This is a genomic window from Streptomyces sp. HD (genome assembly GCF_028369295.1).
In the GTDB taxonomy this organism is placed as follows: Bacteria; Actinomycetota; Actinomycetes; order Streptomycetales; family Streptomycetaceae; genus Streptomyces.
The window spans coordinates 100909-121001 of sequence record NZ_JAQMYP010000026.1; the positions used below are offsets into that span (position 1 = coordinate 100909).

The 20093-nt window shown below is 72.0% G+C and carries 16 protein-coding genes; 9 read left to right on the forward strand and 7 right to left on the reverse strand.

Annotated elements, in window-relative coordinates; all coding sequences use genetic code 11:
- The 4 genes from POF73_RS24965 to rsmH form a co-directional block, all read right to left on the reverse strand.
- Window positions 1–1527 carry a UDP-N-acetylmuramoyl-L-alanyl-D-glutamate--2,6-diaminopimelate ligase gene (locus POF73_RS24965; RefSeq protein WP_272119295.1) on the reverse strand — a complete coding sequence of 509 codons (1527 nt, stop codon included), beginning with the start codon at window positions 1525–1527 and terminating at the stop codon, window positions 1–3.
- Between the two features lie 182 nt (window positions 1528–1709).
- Window positions 1710–3662: a peptidoglycan D,D-transpeptidase FtsI family protein gene (locus POF73_RS24970; RefSeq protein ID WP_272119296.1), complete on the reverse strand. Its 1953-nt coding sequence runs from the start codon at window positions 3660–3662 to the stop codon at window positions 1710–1712.
- 5 nt (window positions 3663–3667) lie between these two features.
- Window positions 3668–4249, reverse strand: coding sequence for a septum formation initiator family protein (locus POF73_RS24975; protein WP_272119298.1), 582 nt, complete (start codon window positions 4247–4249; stop codon window positions 3668–3670).
- A 79-nt stretch (window positions 4250–4328) separates the two neighbouring features.
- Window positions 4329–5285 (reverse strand): 16S rRNA (cytosine(1402)-N(4))-methyltransferase RsmH, encoded by a 957-nt coding sequence (gene rsmH, locus POF73_RS24980; protein WP_272119300.1) that lies wholly within the window; start codon window positions 5283–5285, stop codon window positions 4329–4331.
- Window positions 5286–5704: 419 nt separating this feature from the next.
- Between rsmH and POF73_RS24985 the strand changes: the two genes are divergently transcribed.
- The 4 genes from POF73_RS24985 to POF73_RS25000 all read left to right on the forward strand — a co-directional run bounded on the left by POF73_RS24985 (window position 5705) and on the right by POF73_RS25000 (window position 11332).
- A complete protein-coding gene (locus POF73_RS24985; protein ID WP_272119302.1) occupies window positions 5705–6253 on the forward strand; it encodes a beta-class carbonic anhydrase in 549 nt (182 codons plus the stop codon).
- A 284-nt stretch (window positions 6254–6537) separates the two neighbouring features.
- Complete coding sequence (locus POF73_RS24990) at window positions 6538–7578, forward strand: AAA family ATPase (RefSeq protein WP_272119304.1); 1041 nt, start codon at window positions 6538–6540, stop codon at window positions 7576–7578.
- Window positions 7578–8951, forward strand: a complete 1374-nt coding sequence (locus POF73_RS24995; RefSeq protein WP_272119306.1) for a DUF58 domain-containing protein — start codon at window positions 7578–7580, stop codon at window positions 8949–8951. Before POF73_RS24990 ends, POF73_RS24995 begins: the two co-directional genes overlap by 1 nt.
- Entirely contained in the window at window positions 8948–11332 is a 2385-nt protein-coding gene (locus POF73_RS25000; protein WP_272119309.1) for a transglutaminase TgpA family protein, read from the forward strand. The genes POF73_RS24995 and POF73_RS25000 overlap by 4 nt, the downstream gene beginning before the upstream one ends.
- 115 nt (window positions 11333–11447) lie before the next feature.
- Here the strand turns inward: POF73_RS25000 and POF73_RS25005 are convergent, their stop codons facing one another.
- The 3 genes from POF73_RS25005 to POF73_RS25015 form a co-directional block, all read right to left on the reverse strand.
- Window positions 11448–11840 carry a DUF3040 domain-containing protein gene (locus POF73_RS25005; RefSeq protein ID WP_272119311.1) on the reverse strand — a complete coding sequence of 131 codons (393 nt, stop codon included), beginning with the start codon at window positions 11838–11840 and terminating at the stop codon, window positions 11448–11450.
- A gap of 289 nt (window positions 11841–12129) precedes the next feature.
- Complete coding sequence (locus POF73_RS25010; protein ID WP_272119313.1) at window positions 12130–12954, reverse strand: class I SAM-dependent methyltransferase; 825 nt, start codon at window positions 12952–12954, stop codon at window positions 12130–12132.
- Window positions 12955–13185: 231 nt separating this feature from the next.
- Window positions 13186–13764 (reverse strand): SAV_6107 family HEPN domain-containing protein, encoded by a 579-nt coding sequence (locus tag POF73_RS25015; RefSeq protein WP_272119314.1) that lies wholly within the window; start codon window positions 13762–13764, stop codon window positions 13186–13188.
- 166 nt (window positions 13765–13930) lie between these two features.
- Between POF73_RS25015 and POF73_RS25020 the strand changes: the two genes are divergently transcribed.
- The 5 genes from POF73_RS25020 (at window position 13931) to POF73_RS25040 (ending at window position 20087) form a co-directional block, all read left to right on the forward strand.
- Window positions 13931–14776 (forward strand): ATP-binding cassette domain-containing protein, encoded by an 846-nt coding sequence (locus POF73_RS25020; protein ID WP_272119315.1) that lies wholly within the window; start codon window positions 13931–13933, stop codon window positions 14774–14776.
- Window positions 14748–16832 carry a YhgE/Pip domain-containing protein gene (locus tag POF73_RS25025; RefSeq protein WP_272119316.1) on the forward strand — a complete coding sequence of 695 codons (2085 nt, stop codon included), beginning with the start codon at window positions 14748–14750 and terminating at the stop codon, window positions 16830–16832. Before POF73_RS25020 ends, POF73_RS25025 begins: the two co-directional genes overlap by 29 nt.
- A gap of 23 nt (window positions 16833–16855) precedes the next feature.
- Window positions 16856–17485: a TetR/AcrR family transcriptional regulator gene (locus POF73_RS25030; RefSeq protein ID WP_272119317.1), complete on the forward strand. Its 630-nt coding sequence runs from the start codon at window positions 16856–16858 to the stop codon at window positions 17483–17485.
- Between the two features lie 420 nt (window positions 17486–17905).
- Complete coding sequence (locus POF73_RS25035; protein WP_272119319.1) at window positions 17906–18520, forward strand: DUF4126 domain-containing protein; 615 nt, start codon at window positions 17906–17908, stop codon at window positions 18518–18520.
- Between the two features lie 55 nt (window positions 18521–18575).
- Complete coding sequence (locus POF73_RS25040; RefSeq protein WP_272119322.1) at window positions 18576–20087, forward strand: phytoene desaturase family protein; 1512 nt, start codon at window positions 18576–18578, stop codon at window positions 20085–20087.
- Window positions 20088–20093: the final 6 nt, after the last annotated feature.

Sequence of the window (20093 nt, forward strand, 5' to 3'; positions counted from 1 at the left end):
TCATCCCTGGGTCTTCTGGATAGCTTCGCGAAGCACCTGGCGGTCGTCGAAGGGACGGACCACCCCGGCGATGTCCTGGCCCTGCTCATGCCCCTTGCCGGCGACCAGCACGGTGTCGCCGGGCTGTGCGCGGGCGACGGCTGCGGCGATCGCGGCGGCCCGGTCCTCGAAGACCTGGACCTCGCCACGCTCGTGCACTGGCACGGACGCCGCGCCCTGGAGCATGGTTGCGAGAATCGCGAGGGGGTCTTCGGAGCGGGGGTTGTCGGAGGTCAGTACGGCGGTGTCGGCGAGCCGGGCCGCGGCGGCACCCATCGGTTCGCGCTTGGTCTGGTCGCGGTCCCCGCCGCAGCCGAGCACGATGTGCAGGCTGCCCTCGGTGACCTTGCGCAGCGCCTTGAGCACCGACTCGACGGCGTCGGTCTTGTGGGCGTAGTCCACGACCGCGAGATACGGCTGCCCGGCGTCCACCCGCTCCAGCCGGCCCGGCACGCCCGGCACGGCGGCGATGCCGTCGGCGGCGGTCTGGGCGTCGAGGCCGGCGGCGGCCAGGGCGACGATGGCGGCGAGGGTGTTCGCCACGTTGAAGGGGCCCGGCAGCGGCGACCTGGCGGTGATCCGCTCGCTCTTGGGGCCGATCACCGTGAACGTCGCGTCCATGGGACCGACCTCGACGTCCTCGGCACGCCAGTCGGCGTCGGGGTGGCCCTCGGCGGAGAAGGTGACGACCGGGACGGAGGCCTCCTTCGCGAGCCTGCGGCCGTACTCGTCATCGAGGTTGACGACGCCGAATCTGCTGCGCCGGGGAGTGAACAGCTGCGCCTTGGCCCGGAAGTAGTCCTCCATGTCGGAGTGGAACTCCATGTGTTCCGGGCTGAGGTTGGTGAACACGGCGATGTCGAAGACGCAGCCGTCGACCCGGCCGAGCACCAGCGCGTGGCTGGAGACCTCCATGGCGACCGCCTCGACGCCGCGTTCGCGCATGACGGCGAACAGGGCCTGCAGGTCGGTGGCCTCGGGGGTGGTCCGCTCGGACTTGATGCGCTCGTCGCCGATACGCATCTCGACCGTGCCGATCAGCCCGGTGGAGCGGGTGCTCTTGAGGCCGCCCTCGACCAGGTACGCGGTGGTGGTCTTGCCGGAGGTGCCGGTGATGCCGATCTGGAGCAGATCGCGGCCGGGGTGGCCGTAGATCGTGGCCGCCAGTTCGCCCATCCGGCCGCGCGGATCCTCGACGACCAGGACCGGCAGGCCGGTCGCGGCGGCGCGCTCGGCGCCGGTCGGGTCGGTCAGCACGGCGGCCGCGCCGAGGCCGGCGGCCTGCGTCACGAAGTCGGCACCGTGCAGACGGGCGCCCGGGAGGGCGGCGTACAGGTCGCCGGGGCGGACTGCGCGCGAGTCATGGGTGATGCCCGTGACCTCGGCGGATTCGGCGCGCTCCGGCGTGGTGGCCCCCAGCTGACCGGCGAGTTCCGCGAGGGGTGTGGCGGAGACCTGGGCCGGCCTGGGCGGTCCCGGATATGTCACGGGATGCCCCTTCTGGGTGGTTTGGGACTGATCAGCGTGTGGCACGGCGGTGAGCGTACCGGGCGTACCGGCTTCGGAGCGAAGTGAGGGGCGGGGCTCGCTCTGGTTCCCGGCGTCGGGAGTGATCGTTGTCACGAGGTGGTTCCTGGCTGCTCGGTGCTGATCAGTGTGGTCGGGTGAGGTCAGGGTCGGTAGCCGACCGGGAGCTTCGCGGGCTTGGCCCCGGTGGGCGGAACCTGGAGGGTCTTCAGCGCGAACTCCATGACCTTCTTGTAGATCGGCCCGCAGATCTGGCCGCCGAAGTAGTTGCCCGCGGTGGCGTTCTGGATGGCGCAGTAGACCGTGACGCGGGGCTTGTCCGCGGGCGCGAAACCGGCGAACGACGACGTGTAGCCGCGGTACCTGCCGGTGGCCGGATCCACTCGGTTCGCCGTACCCGTCTTGCCCGCGACCCGGTAGCCGGGGATGCGCGCCTTGGTGCCGGTGCCCTCCTCGTCGTCCACGACCGACTCCAGCATCTGGGCGAGGGTCCTCGCCGTCTTGGCGCTGACGACCCTGGTCTTCTTGGGTTTCTTGGCGGGCGTGAACTGCCCGTCGGGTCCCTTGGTGCCGCGCACGAGGGTGGGCTCGATGCGTACGCCGCCGTTGGCGATCGTCGAGTAGACGGAGGCCGCCTGCATCGCGTTGATGGACACGCCCTGGCCGAAAGGAATCGTGTACTGCTGCGAGGTGGACCAGGTGTCCGGGGCGGCGAGGATGCCCGGGGTCTCACCCGGGTAGCCCAGCCCGGTGTAGCCGCCGAAGCCGAACTTGCGCAGGTAGCTGTACAGGACCCGGTTGGCCTGCCGCTGCGTCTTGCCCAGCTGGCCGGTGGCCAGGATGGTGCCGATGTTGCTGGACTTGGCGAGCACGCCGTTGAGCGTCAGGTACCAGGTCGGGTGGTCGATGTCGTCCTTGAAGAGCCGGTCGCCGCGGTGCAGCCGGTTCGGCACGACGACACTCGTGGTGGGCACGGCCACGCCCTCCTGCAGTACGGCGGCCATCGAGATGACCTTCGCGGTGGAGCCGGGCTCGTAGGCGTCCTGGACGGCCGCGTTGCCCATGTTGGCGGCCCTGGCCTCGGAGAGGTTGTTCGGGTCGAAGCCGGGCGAGTTGGCCATCGCGAGGACCTGGCCGGTCCGGGTGTCCTGGACGATCACATAGCCGCGGTCCGCCTTGGACTTCGCGACCTGCTCGGAGATCGCGTTCTGCGCGGCCCACTGGATGTCGCGGTCGATGGTGAGCTCGACGTCGCTGCCGGGCACGGCGGGCGTCTCGGTGGAGTTCACGGTGGGGACCTGGCGGCCGCCGGACTGGGCGTAGCGGATCTCGCCGTCCTTGCCGGTCAGCTCCTTGTTCAGCTGCTGCTCGACACCGCCGCCGCCCTTGCCGTCGGCGTTGACCCAGCCCAGTATCCCGGCGGCGAGGTCGCCGTTGGGATACACGCGCTTGCTGCTGGCGACCGAGAGGACGCCGGCGAGGACGTTGACCGTGGTCTTGTCCTTCTGGGACTTGGTGGCCAGCGCGTTCTTCAGGTCCTTGATCTGCTTCCAGACCTGCGGGGTCTGGCGGCTCGCCAGCAGGGTGTAGCGCTGGTTCTTGTTCTCCGGCCGGAGCTTCTTGACGATCGCCTGCTGGTCCTGGCCGAGGATCGGGGCCAGGAGGGCGGCCGCCTGCTCGGGGCCGTCGTCGATCTTCAGCTGCTCACGGCTGAACAGCGTGGGGTCGGCGGTGATGTCGTACGCGTCCACGCTGGCCGCCAGCGCCACGCCGTTGCGGTCGGTGATGCCGCCGCGCTCGGCGGCCAGGGTGTAGCCGACGTAGCGGTTCTTCTCGGCCTTGGCCGCGTAGGTGCTCGCGTCGACGCCCTGCACCTGGAGCAGGCGCAGGACGAAGGCGAGCAGGACCAGGGTCAGGGCCAGGCTGACCATGCGGAGCCGGGGGCGGGGCCTGCCGAGCCGGATACGGACCACGGGACGCGGGACCGGGCGGCGGGCGGGGCGGGCACCGGGGCCCGAACGGCGCTGGGCTCCGCCGGAACGGGCGGGCTTCGCGGGTCCGGGCACACGGCGGCGCGGCGCTTCCCTGTCGGACACTTCCGTCACCTGCCGGGGGTCGGGTACGTGGAGGACTGGGCGGACGGGATGGACTGCTGGGCGGGGGGCGGGTACTGCGGCGCGGCGGGAGCGGCCCCGGGAGGCGGTGTGACGGACATCGGGCTCGGTGCCGTACCGGCTGCCGGGGCCGCCGCGGGCTCGCTGACGGGGGTCTCGGGGGTGAGGATGAGCGGCGTGTAGGCGGCGCCCTCGCCCCAGGACCGGGACGCGGGGCTCGGGACGCCCTTGACCTTGCCGTCGGGGCCGAGGAACGCGGGGTCGCCGCCGGGGACCATGCCGAGCTCGCGGGCGCGGCGCTGGAGGGCGTCGGGTTCGGCGTAGCCGTCGATGTCCCGCTGGAGGGACTGCTCCTCGTCGGTGAGGGTCTTCGTCCCCCTCTTCAGGTCGTCCAGCTTGAACGCGCCCTCGCTGAGGGCGGAGTTCAGCACGAGGAGCCCGATGAGGCCGCCGCCGAGGAGAAGGACGACAAGGAGGACGAAGGGGGTGCGGGCGGCGCGTGCGCGCCCTGCGGGGATGAGCCGCGCGAGCCGGGCGGCTCGCCCCTTCAGTTCGGGTTTCCTGCTCACTGGACCTCCCCCGGGTCCGGTTCTCCAACTGATGGGTTCGGATCCTGGACCCGGACGCCCGCCCCTGCCCTCTCGCCCGTCATTCGATGGACTCCCTGATGCGCTCGGCGCCACGCAGGCGCGCAGGTGCCGCGCGCCGGTTCTCGGCGACCTCTTCCTCGGTGGGAAGTTCGGCACCGCGCGTCAGCAGCTTGAGCCGCGGCTGGTACTGCTCGGGGACGACGGGCAGCCCGGGCGGGGCGGTGTTGGCGGCGCCGGCTGCGAAGACCTGCTTGACCAGCCGGTCCTCCAGCGAGTGGTACGACAGGACGGCGATCCGCCCGCCGACGTCGAGGGCCTCCACGGCGGCCGGGATCGCCCGCTCCAGGACGGAGAGCTCGCCGTTGACCTCGATGCGCAGCGCCTGGAAGGTGCGCTTGGCCGGGTTGCCGCCGGTACGCTTGGCGGCCTGCGGCAGCGCGTCCCGGATCAGCTCCACGAGCCGGGCGCTGTTGCTGAACGGCTCCTTGTCGCGTTCGCGCACGATGGCGGACACGATCCGCTTGGCCTGCTTCTCCTCGCCGTAGGCGCGCAGGATGCGGACCAGCTCACCGGCCGGGTAGGTGTTGAGGACCTCGGCGGCACTCATACCGGTCGTCTGGTCCATGCGCATGTCGAGAGGGGCGTCCTGGGCGTAGGCGAAGCCGCGGTCGGCCTCGTCCAGCTGCATGGAGGAGACGCCGAGGTCGAACAGGACGCCCTGCACGCGCGCGATGCCGAGCCGGTCCAGGACGTCCGGGAGCTCGTCGTAGACGGCGTGCACGAGGTTCGCGCGCTCGCCGTAGGGCGCGAGGCGCTCGCCGGACAGGCGCAGCGCCTCCTTGTCGCGGTCGAGAGCGACGAGCCGGGCCTCGGGGAACTGCTGGAGGAGCGCCTCGCTGTGGCCGCCGAGCCCGAGGGTGCAGTCGACGACGACCGCTCCGGGCCGCTGCAGGGCGGGGGCCAACATGTCCAGGCACCGCTGGAGCATCACCGGGACATGTCGACTCTGGCTCAAGGGGCCCTCTCAGATCCGGCGGGCCTTACGCACCGCCGGGTCCCCGCCCGCTCGTGAAGGGGAGGTCTGCCGGCGCCGGGAGCGTCAGCCGACCGGGAGCGGGAGGAGGCCGAGCCGTACGTACGCGCCGCGCACGCGGGGAGATCTCCGGAAAATCGCCGGGGTCTCCGGGAAAAACAGTCCAGCAGGGAGAGCCGCCCCTCCCGCTTCGCGTCACTTTAGTCCACCGTGTCGCGCGGTCAATCAACCGGCCTGCGCTTCGCCGATTCGGGTTCGGACGAAGCCGCGCGGTGCGGAAAATCGCTCGTATGGGCGCACTCACGCCACCCCTGTGGGTTAGCTCACAACAAGGCTCGATGGCGTTCTTTGTCCCCCCTCACAGCGGGACCGTTCGGCACGTGACCAGTACCGTCATGGGTATGACGACTTCTGCATCGGTTCCCGCTGGTCCCGACGGTGCGATAGCCGGCCACGGCACGGTCACCGACCGTCTCGTCGACGCGAACGAGCGATACGCCGCCGCCTTCACCGACCCCGGCATGGACGCCCGTCCCGTGCTCCACGTCGCCATCGTCGCCTGCATGGACGCCCGTCTCGACCTGCACGCCGCGCTCGGTCTGGAGCTCGGCGACTGCCACACCATCCGCAACGCCGGCGGTGTCGTCACCGACGACGTGATCCGCTCGCTCACCATCAGCCAGCGCAAGCTCGGCACCCGCAGCATCGTGCTGATCCACCACACCGGCTGCGGTCTGGAGGCGATCACCGAGGACTTCCGCACCGACCTGGAGATGGAGGTCGGCCAGCGGCCCGCCTGGGCGGTGGAGTCCTTCCGGGACGTCGACCAGGACGTACGGCAGTCGATGCAGCGGGTGCGGACCTCGCCGTTCCTGCTGCACACCAACGACGTGCGGGGCTTCGTCTTCGACGTGCGGACGGGTCTGCTGCGCGAGATCGACCCCGGGTGACCGTCCGTGTCACCCGCCTGTGCATGACCTCGCGCGGATGCGCGTGACCATCCGCCGGACCTGTCGTTCCGCTGTCAATTTGAGCTTGGGCGTGCCCAAAAGGCCGTAAGACCCGACATAACGCAGGCAGTTGTCCACAGGCGAGTGACACGAATCGGTAACGGCAGCAAGAATGCTGGGGTGGCAACACGCGGAACCTTTCACGCGTGGTGTCCGTGTTCCAGGGGTGGGCCGGTCCGCGTCGTAGAGCGTCGGCCCGGATAGAACGGGCCGAGGAGGGCCGGGTGACGACCTATGACGATCGAGCGAGCCTCACTGATCTGACCGCCACTGTGGAGCGTGTCCGCAGTTCGGTGGAGGGTGTGATCGAGGGCAAGCCCGAGGTCGTACGGCTTTCGCTGACCGTGCTGCTCGCCGAGGGACATCTTCTGATCGAGGATGTTCCCGGTGTGGGCAAGACGATGCTGGCGAAGGCGCTGGCGCGGTCCATCGACTGCTCTGTACGGCGTATCCAGTTCACGCCGGACCTGCTGCCGTCGGACATCACGGGTGTGTCCATCTGGGACCAACAGCGCAAGGACTTCGAGTTCAAGCCGGGTGCGATCTTCGCGCAGATCGTGATCGGCGACGAGATCAACCGCGCGTCGCCGAAGACCCAGTCCGCGCTGCTGGAGTCCATGGAGGAGCGCCAGGTCACCATCGACGGCCAGACCTATGAGCTGCCGAGCCCCTTCATGGTGGTGGCCACGCAGAACCCGGTCGAGATGGAGGGCACCTATCCGCTGCCCGAGGCCCAGCGCGACCGCTTCATGGCCCGCGTCTCCGTCGGCTACCCCAGCGCGGAGGCCGAACTGCAGATGCTGGACGTGCACGGCGGGGTCTCCCCACTGGAGGACCTCCAGCCGGTGGCGCACGCCCACGACATCGTGAAGCTGGTCGAGGCCGTGCGCGGCGTCCACGTCGCCGACCCGGTCCGGCGGTACGTGGTGGACCTGGTCGCCGCCACGCGCACCCACCCCGACCTCAGACTCGGCGCCTCCCCGCGCGCGACGCTGCATCTGCTGCGCGCCGCGAAGGCGTCGGCGGCCCTGAGCGGCCGGGAGTACGCGCTGCCGGACGACGTGCAGGCCCTCGCCGTGGCCGTCCTGGCCCACCGTCTGCTGCCGACCGCGCAGGCCCAGCTGAACCGCCGTACGTCCGAGCAGGTCGTCCAGGAGATCCTGCAGCGCACCACCGTGCCCGCCGCACCCCACCAGCAGAGCGGCTTCGGCGGCCTGGGCCGGGGCACCGCGGCCTACGGCCAGCAGCCACCGCGGAGGCTGTGATGACCTCCGGCAGTACCGGCCAGGCCGAGGCGGACCGGGGTGAGAAGAGCGGGCTGCGCACGGCGCTGGCCGGTCTGACCACCCGTGGCCGCTCCTTCCTGGCCGCCGGTGTCGCGGCCGCCGTCTGCGCCTACGTCCTCGGCCAGAGCGACCTGCTGCGCGTCGGACTGCTGCTCGCCGTGCTGCCCCTGGTCTGCGCGACCGTGCTGTACCGCACCCGCTACCGGGTCGCGGGCAGCCGCAGGCTCTCCCCCGCCCGCGTGCCCGCGGGCAGCGAGGCCCGCGTCCATCTGCAGATGGACAACGTCTCCCGGCTGCCCACGGGCCTGCTGATGCTGCAGGACCGGGTGCCGTACGTCCTCGGCCCGCGCCCCCGCTTCGTGCTGGACCGGGTGGAGCCGGGCGGCCGCCGCGAGGTGTCCTACCGGGTGCGCTCCGACCTGCGCGGCCGCTACCCGCTGGGCCCGCTGCAGCTGCGCCTGACCGACCCGTTCGGCATGTGCGAGCTGACCCGCTCCTTCTCGACGCACGACACCCTCACCGTCATCCCGCGCGTGGAGCCGCTGCCGCCGGTGCGCTTCAGCGGGGAGGCCAAGGGGTACGGCGACGGCCGGCAGCGCTCGCTGGCGCTGGCCGGCGAGGACGACGTGATCCCGCGCGGGTACCGCTACGGCGACGACCTGCGCCGTGTGCACTGGCGCTCCACAGCGCGCTACGGCGAGCTGATGGTGCGCCGCGAGGAGCAGCCGCAGCGCTCCCGCTGCACGGTGCTGCTGGACACCCGGGGCCCGGCCTTCCAGGGCGCGGGCCCCGACTCGGCCTTCGAGTGGGCCGTGTCGGGCACGGCGTCCGTGCTGGTCCACATGCTGGAGCGGGGCTTCTCCGTACGGCTGCTCACCGACACCGGCAGCTCGGTGCCCGGCGAGGGCGCCGACGGGTTCGCGGGCGCGAGCCAGGAGTCGGCGGACGCGGCCGGGCTGATGATGGACACCCTCGCGGTGATCGACCATTCCGACGGCACGGGTCTGTCGCGGGCGTACGACCTGCTGCGCGGCGGCAACGAGGGGCTGCTGGTGGCCTTCTTCGGCGACCTCGACGAGGAGCAGGCGGCGGTGGCCGCCAAGATGCGGCAGCGCAGCGGCGGCGCGGTGGCCTTCGTGCTGGGCAGCGGAGCCTGGGTGCGGGAACCGACCGATGTGGCCGGTCCGTCGGACAGGGGCGAGGAGCGACTGCGGATGCTGCGGGAGGCGGGCTGGACGGCCCTGAGCGTGCCGCGCGGCGCCTCGCTGAACGAGCTGTGGCGCCAGGCGGACCGCGCGCGTACGGACGCCGTCGCGAGCAGTGGCGTGCGGGGCGAGGGGGGACCGGTATGAGCGGGCGGACACGGATGGCGCTGAGCTCCGCGGCGGCCACGCTGCTGGCCTCGTGCGCCCTGCTGCCGCTGGTCTCCCCGGCCACCTGGCTGGTGCAGGCGATCTTCCTGCTGGCGATCCAGACGGGCGTGGGCATGGCGACCCGGCGGGTGCCGCTGGCGCGGCCCCTGACCGTGGGGGCACAGGCCCTCGTCGCGCTGATGCTGCTGACGCTGACCTTCGCCAACCGGCAGGCGATCCTCGGAGTGATCCCCGGCCCGGAGGCCTTCCGTCACTTCGCCGACCTGTTGCAGGCGGGCGCGGACGACGTCAGCCGGTACTCGATCCCGGCGCCGCTGTCGGACGGCATCCGCCTGATGCTCATCGGCGGGGTCCTGATCATCGGCCTGGCGGTGGAGACCCTCGCGGTGACCTTCCGCAGCGCCGCCCCGGCCGGGCTGCCGCTGCTGGCGCTGTACTCCGTGGCCGCCGGGCTCTCCGAGGGCGGCTCGGACTGGGTGTGGTTCCTGATCGCCGCCGCGGGCTATCTGATGCTGCTGCTGGCCGAGGGACGCGACCGGCTCTCGCAGTGGGGCAGGGTCTTCGGCGGGGGGCCTCGGACCCCGGGCGAGGAGCAGAGCGGCGCGGTGGCGCCGGTCCGCACCGGGCGGCGGATCGGCGTGGTCGCCCTGGGCGTCGCCCTGGTGGTGCCGCTCGCCCTGCCCGCCATGGACGGCGGTCTGCTGGACGCGGCCGGCACGGGCGTGGGCTCCGGGAGCGGCGGCGGGGGCACGATCTCGGCGGTGAACCCGCTGGTGTCGCTGCGCGACAGTCTGAACGTGGACGAGGACCGCCAGGTCATGTCCCTGAAGACCAACTCGCAGGACATCTCCGACCTGTACCTGCGGATCGTCTCCCTGGACGACTTCGACGGCACCACCTGGCAGCCGTCGAAGCGCAGCATCCAGTCCGTGCCGGGCGAGTTCCCCACGCCCATCGGCCTCGGCCCCGAGATCCGGCGCACGGACGTCGAGACGACGATCTCGGCCGCGAACTGGTACGCCCAGAACTGGCTGCCGATGCCGTACCCGCCAAGCAGCGTGCAGATCGGCGGAAACTGGCGGTACGAACCGCTGGGCATGACGGTCGTCGGGGACCGCCGCCAGACCACACGCGGGGTGACGTACACCGTGCGCAGCCTTGATGTGCGGCCGACGGCCGACCAGCTCGCGAACGCGCCGGAACCGCCCGCCGCGCTGAAGCGCGAGTTCACCGAGCTGCCGGACTCGCTGCCCGCGGTGGTCGCCAAGACCGCGCGCGAGGTCACCGAGGGCGCCACCAGCCACTACGGCCAGGCGGTCAAGCTGCAGGAGTACTTCGCCGTGAACGGCGGATTCCAGTACGACACCAACGTCAAGGTCGGCACCGGCCGGCAGGCGATCGCCCGGTTCCTGAAGGACAAGCAGGGCTTCTGCGTCCACTTCTCCTTCGCGATGGCGGCGATGGCCCGCTCGCTGGACATACCGGCCCGGGTCGCGGTGGGCTTCGCACCCGGAACCCCGCAGGGCGACGGTTCGGTGTCGGTGGGGCTGAGGGACGCGCACGCCTGGCCCGAGCTGTACTTCGAGGGCGTGGGCTGGACCCGCTTCGAGCCGACGCCGACCCGTGGCTCGGTTCCGACGTACACCCAGTCGGACACGCCCGGCTCCACGCTTCCCGACGTGTCACGGCCCTCGCAGTCGACGAGCACCGGCCCCTCCGCCGCGCCGTCGGCGAGCGATAGCTGCGTCGGGCGGAACCGGGAGCTGTGCGCGACCGAGTCCCCCGAGGCGGCGCTGGCCACGGGTGACGACGGCCCGGGGTGGTACGCCCTGCTGGCCTGGACGCTCGGCGGGCTGGTGTCGCTGCTGATCCCGCTGACGCCGATGCTGTTGCGGATGCGGACACGGGCGGTACGGCTGGGGGCGCACGGCCGCTCCGAGGCGGACATCGCGCCGCACACCCTGGCGGTCTGGCGTGAACTGACCGACACCGCCTGGGACTTCGGCATCCACCCGGACGAATCCCAGACCCCCCGCAAGGCCGCCGCCCGCATCGTCCGCCTCGGTCACCTCGACCCACCGGCCGCGGCCTCCGTGCACCGGGTCGCCGACGCGGTGGAACAGGTCCTCTACGCGCCCAGTCCGCGCCCGGTGGCCGGCCTCGCGGAGGATGTCCGCCGCGTCCTGTCCAACCTGCAGTCCAAGGTCAGCTGGACGACGAACATGCGCGCCCTGCTGGCCCCGCGCTCCAGCGTGCGCATCACCTGGGCCCTGTCGGACTGGTGGACCGGCCTGAAGCAACGCGTCGCCGCAGCCCGACCGACGTGGCGCAGGCCGTCCACGCCGGGGCAGCGGGGGTGACACCCCGCCGGGGGCGGGCGGCGTCCGTACTCCGGCGGTGCGAGCAAACGCGTCAGGGGGTGACCACCCATCCGGTGGTCACCCCCTGACGTATGTCCAGGAGCCGCTCGTCGAGCTAGTGGCCGCCCTGCTCGTCACGGCGGCGCTGCCAGCGTTCCTCGATGCGGTCCATCATCGAGCGCTTCTGGCGTGGCTGACGGCGGGCGTGCGGGCCGCTCGCGGGCTGCTCGCCCGGCTTGGGGGCCTTGCGCCATCCGGTCACAGCGAGTACCGCGCAGCCCAGCATGACGAGGAATCCCACCACGCTCAGCCAGACCTGCTTGGCGACCATTCCAGCCATGAGGAGCGCGATACCTACGAGGAAGCCCGCGACCGCCTGGTAGACCCGTCGCCGGGTGTACGTACGCAGCCCGCTTCCCTCAAGCGCTGTCGCGAACTTGGGATCTTCGGCGTACAGCGCTCGCTCCATTTGCTCGAGCATTCGCTGCTCGTGCTCCGAGAGCGGCACGGAGTCCTCCTCATCGTGCAGTCGCCGGGGCGACCCGGGGGGTCCCTTCAGGATAGGCAGGGAATCGCCCCCGTGAAACCCGCCCCTCTACGCCAATTGGCCAACCGGGCTCCGGCATGGAGGCCCGGCTCGCTGAGATCTTCATTCCCCAGCGGCCGACCCGTCATGCCGGAACGGTCTCCCTCGATCATACGGCGCTGAGCGCTCGATCGGGGGGCCTGTGGCGTACTCCATGTGCGGCCAAGTCCCTGATCAAGGCCCACCCGCACGGTGCGCCCACAGGGGGAGCTCAGGCCTGCGAGGTCTCCCCCGTCTCACCGAGCACATGGAGCTGGGTGGCCACCGAGTGGAAGGCGGGCAGCTCGGCCGCAGCCTCCTCCAGCTTCAGCAGTGCCTCCAGCGCCCCGGGCTCGGTGTCCACCAGCACACCGGGGACCAGGTCGGCGAAGACCCGCACGCCGTGCACGGCGCCGACCCGCAGGCCGGCCCCCTCCACCAGCCCGGTGAGCTGCTGGGCGGTGAAACGACGCGGCACCGGGTCGCCCTCCCCCCAGCGGCCGTCCGGGTCCTCCAGGGCCCGCTTGGCCTCCTTGAAGTGACCGGCGAGGGCCCGCGCCAGCACCGCACCGCCCAGCCCGGCCGCGAGCAGGCTGAGGACGCCCTCGTCGCGCAGGGCGGCGACCGCGTTGCGGACACCCTCGGCGGGGTCGTCGACGTACTCCAGGACGCCGTGGCAGAGCACGACGTCGTAACCGCCGCGCTCGACCACGTCGAAGAGGCCGTGGGCGTCGCCCTGGACTCCCCGTACCCGGTCGGCGACGTCCGCCTCGGCGGCGCGCCGCTCCAGGGCGAAGAGCGCGTTGGGGCTGGGGTCGACGACGGTGACACGGTGGCCGAGGCGGGCGAGGGGCACCGCGAACCTGCCGCTGCCGCCGCCGGTGTCGAGGACGTCCAGCGCCTGCCGGCCCGTGGCCTTGACCCGGCGGTCCACGGCGTCCTGGAGGACCTCCCACACCACGGCGGTGCGGAGGGAGGCGCGGGGCCGGGAGGGGTCGGAGCGCAGCGACGTCTGAGGGTGCTGATGGGAGACGGGCGGGCGCATCGGGTCCGACACGGCAGTTGACTCCTCGGCGCGGCACCACCGCTTACGCGGTGGAGCGAACGGGCTGCCTCCCCGGCGCCCGGGTCACAGGAGCAGGAAGGCTTCAGGCGCCCTCCACCCTATTGCCTACGACGCCCCACCCGACCATCGGTCACGCGCGACGCCCGGCCACCGCACCCGGCGAACACCGAGGAGCGAACCGCAGGAGCCCCGCACCACCGGCCCGTGATGCGGCGTCGGCCGTCACCCCGCGTCCGGCATGTCCTCGCGGCCGTGTCGTGAGGTGTCCGGTGTCTCGATGCCCGCGTCCGCGTCCGGGCGTGGCTGGGGCAGGACCGGCTGGAGTACCAGCATCCGCTCGACCAGGCGCAGGAACATCGCCACGTCGCGTATCAGGTCGTCGGCGTCCCGGCGACTGGCCGCGCCCTGGATGCCCGCCTCGGCCCGGGCGCGGCGCCGGGCGCCGGAGGCGAACAGCGCGCTCCACTCGGTGAGTTCGGGCGCTATCTCGGGGAGCACTTCCCAGGCGCTCCTGATCCGGGCCCGACGCCTGGGCGAGGGCTCCGGGCGCCCCCGCGCGGCGAGCACGGCGGCGGCGGTGCGCAGGGCGGCGAGGTGGGCCGTGGCATAGCGCTCGTTCGACGTTTCCAGGACGGCGGCCTCGTCCAGTGCGGCACGGGCCTGGGCGAGCAGGTCGAGGGCGGCGGGCGGGGCCGTGGTCCGGCGGAGCACAGGGTGCACGTCGCTCGCCGGGCCGGTCAGTGAGGGGGCAGGGCCGGTGGCGCGGCGCCGACGGGCGGCGGCTGCGTGGTAGCTGGCCATGACGAACCTCCTGTCGTCTGTGTGACGGCATGCCCGATACGGGATGCCGTATGTGCCCATCGTGAGGTATGGCACTGACAATCCGTTCTGACCTGCGCTTTTGCTTCGCTCGCGAGTTCGGACTAAATTTTGCACTGACCAGTCAGTTCAAATACGGAGGGGCAGCATGGGGGGAACCGTCGCCGGAGTCGGCGTCACGGCCCTGGGTCTCGGCCTCGAAGGGCCTCGCGGGTGGGCGTTCCGCGGGGTCTCGTTCGAGGCGGAGCCCAGCTCGCTGATCACGATCGAAGGACCGTCGGGCACCGGCCGTACGTGCCTGCTGCTGGCGCTGACGGGGCGGATGAAGCCCACCGAGGGAGCCGCCGGCGTGGGCGGCAGCGCGCTGCCCAAGCGCATGGCTGCGGTACGCCGCGTCAGCGCCCTGGCCCACGTCCCCGGCGTGACCGACCTGGAGCCGGCCCTGACCGTCGCCGAGCACCTCCACGAACGGGGGCTGCTGCAGCGGCGGTTCGGCGACTCGCTGCGCGGGCTGCTGCGGCCGCGTGCCGAGCGGAAGGGCGAGGGGCGGCGGCTGATCGACGCCGCGCTGAGTACCGCGGGCCTCGACCTGGACTCCCTGCCCAAGGGCTCGCGTACGGCCGTACGCGATCTGGAGCGGGTGGAGGCGCTGCGGCTGTCCATCGCGCTGGCCCTGATCGGGCGTCCCCGGCTGCTCGGCGTCGACGACACCGACCTCAAGCTGTCGGACGCCGAACGGGCCGAGGTCTGGGCGCTGTTGCGGTCGATCACCGAGGCCGGCACCACGGTGATCGCGGTGTGCAGCGAGGCCCCGGGCGGCACGGTCGCGGTGTCCACGCAGGCGACCGATGAGGAGCCCGCCTCCGAGGAAGCCCGGAAGGCCCAGGAACCGCAGGACTCGCAGGACTCGCCGACATCGCAGGACTCGCAGGACTCGCAGGAATCCGACGGAAAGGAGGCCGCCGATGCGCTCACCGAGGCTGGCCGCGCTTGAGCTGAGGCGCTTCGGCCGGGGGAAGCTGCCGCGTGCCGCCCTGGTCGCACTGCTGGTGCTGCCCCTGCTGTACGGCGCCCTGTACCTGTGGTCGTTCTGGGACCCGTACGGCCGTCTCGACCGCATCCCCGTCGCGCTCGTGAACGACGACAAGGGGGCGGCCGTCGAGGGGAAGAAGCTCACGGCCGGCGCCGACCTCACCGAAGGGCTGCGCGACAGCGAGGTCTTCGACTGGCACGAGGTGAGTGCCGCCGACGCCGAGAAGGGCGTCGAGAACGGCACCTACTACCTGTCGCTGACCATGCCGGCCGACTTCAGTGAGCGGATCGCCTCCAGCGCGGGCGCCTCGCCGGAGACGGGCGCCCTTCAGGTGCGTACGAACGACGCGAACAACTACATCGTCGGGCAGATCTCGCGCACGGTGTTCAGCGAGGTGCGCGAGGCCGCGTCCACGAAGGCGTCGCGGTCGTTCCTGGACCGGATCTTCGTGTCGTTCTCCGACATCCACGGCGCGACGGTGAAGGCCGCGGACGGCGCCGACAAGCTCGAAGGCGGCATCGGGAAGGCGGAGAAGGGCTCCAAGGACCTCGCGGACGGGCTGAAGAGCGCCAAGGAGGGCAGCGGCAAGCTGTCCACGGGCCTGAAGAAGCTCAACAAGGGCGCGGCCGGGGTGGAGGACGGCACCAGGCGGGTCGCGGAGGGCACGCAGACGCTGGCCGACAAGGTCAACGGCATCCACCAGAAGGTCGGCCCGTTCGTCAAGGACAACGAGAAGGCCATCGGCGACACCGCCCAGCTGGTCGCCGACGCGTCGGGAGCGATGCGCAACAACCTCGACGACCTGGTGGAGCGGGCTCCGGCCGCCGCCAAGGGCGCCCACACGGCGTCCGACGCGCTGAACGTCATCTACAAGGCGCGCTGTGAGGACGCCGTACTGTCCGACCCGGCCTGCTCCGACCTGAAGAAGGCGAAGGAGTCCGCGGCGGACGTGGCGACGATCGCCGACGACCTCAACACGCTGATCACCGACCAGAACGGCGACCTGAAGAAGCTCGACCAGCACCTCGCCACCCTCCAGAAGCAGTCCCAGGCGCTCGCCGACCGCGCGCCCCGCCTCTCCGAGGACCTCGACGACGCCGTCACCCGGATCAACCAGCTCAACGACGGGGCCGGCAAGGTCGCCGCGGGCGCCAAGAAGCTGCACTCGGGGATCGGCTCGGCCGGCACCGGCGCGGTGAAACTGGACTCCGGTGTGGGCGAGCTGAAGACCGGCGCCTACGACCTCAACGGCGGTATGTACAAGCTCGTCGACGGCTCCGGGAAGCTCTCGAACGGGCTGCACGACGGCGCGAAGCAGATCCCCGACTACGACAAGAAGGACCGCGACCAGCGCACGGAGGTCATGGCCGACCCCGTCCAGCTCGCCTCCAGGGATCTGCACAAGGCGCCCAACTACGGCACCGGTTTCGCCCCGTACTTCATCCCGCTGTCCCTGTGGGTGGGCTCGATGGTGGCGTACATGCTGATCTCGCCGATGAACCGGCGTGCGCTCGCCGCGGGCGCCTCCGCATGGCGGATCGCGCTGGCCGGCTGGCTGCCCGTGGTGGCGATCGGGGTGCTGCAGACGGTGGCGCTGATCTCGGTGCTGCACTGGGCGATCGGGCTTGAGATGGCGCGGGCGGCCGGGACGGTGGGCTTCCTGTTCCTGGTGACGGCGTGCTTCGCGGCGATCGTGCAGTGGCTGAACGCGCGCTTCGGGGCGGCGGGCCGGATCCTCGTCCTGGCCCTGCTGATGCTGCAGTTGACGTCCGCGGGCGGCACCTACCCGGTGCAGACCAGCCCCGCCTTCTTCAACGCGCTCCACCCCTTCCTGCCGATGAGCTACGTCGTGGAGGCGCTCAGGAGGCTCATCACGGGCGGCGGTCTGGAACCGGTGTGGCACGCGTGCGTGGTGCTCGTCGCCTTCACCGCGGGCGCCGTCGCGCTGACCGCGCTGTCGGCCCGTCGGCGGCAGGTGTGGACGCTCGACCGGCTGCACCCGGAGCTGAGCCTGTGACCGCGCGCGGGACAATCAGTGCCATGGAACGCAGCAACGCCCCGTCGGGCGGCAGCACGCGCCGCGAGGCCACCCGGCAGAAGCTCTACGAGGCGGCCGTCACGCTCATCGCCGAGCAGGGCTTCTCCGCCACCACGGTCGACGAGATCGCCGAGCGGGCCGGGGTGGCGAAGGGCACGGTCTACTACAACTTCGCCAGCAAGTCGGTCCTCTTCGAGGAACTGCTGCGGCACGGAGTGGGCCTCCTGACCGCCTCCCTGCGCGAGGCCGCCGAGCAGACCGCCCGGGAAGGCGGCGGCAAGGTGGACGCCCTGGACGCGATGATCCGCGCGGGGCTGGTCTTCATCGACCGCTACCCGTCCTTCACCCAGCTCTACGTCGCCGAGCTGTGGCGGACGAACCGGGCCTGGCAGTCCACGCTGATGGTGGTCCGGCAGCAGGCCGTGGCGGTCGTCGAGGGGGTGCTGCGCGAGGGCGTGGAGAACGGCGAGTTCAGCGAGGAGATCGACATCCAGCTGACCGCCGCCGCACTGGTCGGCATGGTCCTGGTGGCCGCGCTGGACTGGAAGTCCTTCCAGCCGGAGCGCTCCCTGGACGACGTGCACGCGGCGCTGTCCCGGCTGCTGCAGGGCCGGGTGAGCGGCAGCCGCTGACCCGGCCGGCGTGACGCGCGCGTGTGGCAGAGCACGCGCGCGTGCATGAGAAAGCGCCGGTCCGAAGTGGCCGCGTCCCCCGCGGGCCACTGTCGAACCGGCGCCCTCTCGTACTCCCCCGTTTTCCCCCGTTTTCCCCCGTGTTCCCCCGTCGGACCCCCGTTCGGTCGTTCCCCCGGGTCCCCCGGTCTCACTCCCGCCGACGCCTGGTCGGCGGAAGGAGCGGATCCGGGGCCGCTCCGTTCCGGCGCCCCGTGTCGCCGGTGCGGAGCCGATCCCCTTCTCCGTGCCTCCACTCTCTCGTTCACGCAGGTCGGCCCCCATCCGCGCGCGTACTCATCTCACCGACTAGGTACGCGTACTCAGAGCTGCGCACTCACCCCCAGGACCGTCCGTTGCCGACTGGTTACGATCACGTCCGTGTCTGTACTCCCCTTGGTGTTCACAAGCGGCTGGGCCAGCGGCGTCAACGCGTACGCGGTAGTGCTGCTCCTCGGCATATTCGGCGCGACGGGACTGAGCGACGAGGTACCCGCGGCGCTGCAGCGGCCCGACGTCCTGATAGCGGCCGGCGTGCTGTTCCTCTGCGAGGCCGTCGCCGACAAGATCCCGTACGTGGACTCGGCCTGGGACGCGGTGCACACCGTGATCCGGCCGGTCGCGGGCGCGGTCGTCGCGGCGCTGCTCGCCGGGCAGAGCGGGTCGGTGCCGGAGCTGGCGGCGGGCGCGGTCGGCGGTTCGACGGCGCTGCTGAGCCATCTGGTCAAGGCCGGGACGCGGATGGCGGTCAACAGCTCGCCCGAGCCGTTCAGCAACGTCGTGGTGAGCCTCGCCGAGGACCTCGGGGTCGCCGCGATCATCACCTTCGCGATCTTCAACCCCGTGGCGGCGGCCGTCATCGCGGGCGCTCTCCTGCTCGCCGGTCTGTTCCTGCTCTACTTCCTGGTCTCCCGGATCCGTCGCTTCCTGCGGCGCCGGGCCGAGCGGCGGGCGGAGAAACGGCTCGCGCAGTCGATGGCGCAGGGCTCCGGCTGAGCCGTCGTCCGAGGTCAGTGGGCCGCTGTCGGTGGAGGCCGATAAAGTCCCACGCATGGCACGGATTGCGGTGATCGGCGCCGGGATGGGCGCGATGGCGGCTGCTGCCCGGCTGGCCGTCGCGGGCCACCGGGTGGCGGTGTACGAGCGTACGGAGACGTACGGCGGAGCGGTGCGCCGCTTCGAGCGCGACGGCTTCGGCTTCGACACGGGACCGGGACTGCTCCCGCTGCCCGCCGTGTACCGCGATCTGTTCATCAAGACCGGCAAGGAGCCGCTGGAGGCGTGCGTCGAGCTGGTCCAGGTCGACCCGTCGGCGCGGCACGTCTTCGCCGACGGCACCGAGGTGTCGCTGCCGAACGCCTCGCGCGCGGGTGTGGTGGCGGCTCTGGACGAGGCCCTCGGCGCCGGGACCGGCGACCGCTGGGGCGATTTCCTGGTCCGCGCCCGCGAGGCCTGGGACCGCACGCGCAGACCGCTCCTGGAGGAGCCCCTGTGGCCCAACTGGCAGGTGCTGGCCGAGCGCGAGCCCTACCCGTCGGTCCCGCACAAGCGCCTCCTGCGCACCCGCCGGGCCGGCACGCTCGCCGAGGTCGGCGCCTGGGAGCTGCGCGACGCCCGGCTCATCGCCCTGCTGGAGAGCCACGCGCTCGGTTACGGCCTGGATGCCCGTGTCACCCCGGCGAGCGCGGCGGTGCTGCCGTACCTGGAGCACGCCTTCGGGATCTGGTATGTCCGGGGCGGCATACGGGAGTTGGCGCGGGCGGTGTACGAGCGGTGCACGGCGCGGAGGGTCGAGTTCCACTTCGGTGCGGAGGTCACCGGGGTCGTGGAGAAGGACGGCCGGGCGGCGGGGCTGGAGCTGGCCGACGGCGCGGTGGCGGAGGCCGACATGGTCGTCGGCAACGGGCCGTGGCGCCTGAGCGGCCTGGCGCGCGGCCGTGAGCTGTACGTGGCGGAGGAGGTCGAGCCGGGCCCCGAGGGCATGTCCCCGGGCCGGGCGGTGGTCTGCCTGGCGCTGCGCGGGGCGCGGGAGGCGGGCGCCGCTCACCGCACGGTGGTGCACACCCCGGACCGGCAGGCCGAGTTGGACGCCCTCGGGCTCGGCGAGCCGCCCGCACACCCGACGGTCCGGATCGACCGCCCGGACGACGCGGCCCTGCGCCCCGACGACGCGCACGAGTCCGTGGTGCTCACGGCCACGGTGCCGTCGCAGACGCGCTACGACTGGACCGCGGCGGGTGCCGCCGACGCCTTCGCGGACCGGATGGTCACCGCCGCCGAGCGGGCCCTGCCCGGCCTGCGTAAGCGCGTGCTGTGGCGCGAGGTCCGTACACCGGAGCACACCCGGCAGGAGACGGGGGCCGAGGGCGGCGGGGTGCCCGCGCCGGCGCTGGCCGCGGCGGAGGGGAGCTTCCTGCGCCCGTCCAACAGCACCCGCGTACCGGGCCTGTTCACCGTCGGCGGCTGGTCCCATCCCGGCGGTGGTCTCCCCCACGCCGGTATGTCGGGCGCGCTGGTGTCCGGGCTGATCGTGGAGGGGCCGGATTTCCGGGGCTCGCAGTGATCCCCG